Source organism: Pseudomonas sp. GLN_2, assembly GCF_043106005.1.
Lineage (GTDB): Bacteria > Pseudomonadota > Gammaproteobacteria > Pseudomonadales > Pseudomonadaceae > Aquipseudomonas > Aquipseudomonas alloputida.
Window position 1 is genome coordinate 1 of sequence record NZ_JBICMC010000100.1, and the last position, 490, is coordinate 490.

The 490-nt window shown below is 61.4% G+C and carries 1 protein-coding gene; it reads right to left on the reverse strand.

Translation table 11 applies throughout. The features are described from left to right. Positions 1-488, reverse strand: a 488-nt coding sequence (locus tag ACF8Q6_RS24550) for an SLC13 family permease (RefSeq protein WP_392493981.1), incomplete at its 3' end; no start/stop codon positions are given. Between the last annotated feature and the right edge of the window lie 2 nt (positions 489-490).

Here is a 490-nt window from a genome sequence, read left to right on the forward strand (position 1 = left end):
TCGGTCGCATCCAGACCGAGCGCGGCAATGGCGCGGGTGGCGGGACCACCCCACGGGCTCATGCCGCTCATGATGCTCAATGACAGCATCGATACGGTCGCCAGGATCATCGGGTTCATGCCGATGCGCTTGTACAGCGGCAGCATGGCAGCGCAGGTAATCATGTAAGTCGTGGTGCCGTCACCGTCCAGCGCCACCAGCAGCGACAGCAAGGCCGTGCCGACGGCGATCTTGATCGGGTCGCCATTCACCCGCTTGAGAATCTTGCGGATCAGCGGGTCGAACAGGCCGGCGTCGATCATCAGGCCGAAAAACAGGATGGCGAACAGCAGCAGCGCGGCAGACGGTGCGACCATTTTCAGCCCATCGAGCATCATCTTGCCCAGGTCTGGCGCGAAACCGCCAACAAGGGCGAAAACAATCGGCACGATGGTCAGCGCGACGATCGGGGACAGGCGTTTACTCATGATCAGGTAGGTGAAGGTCACCA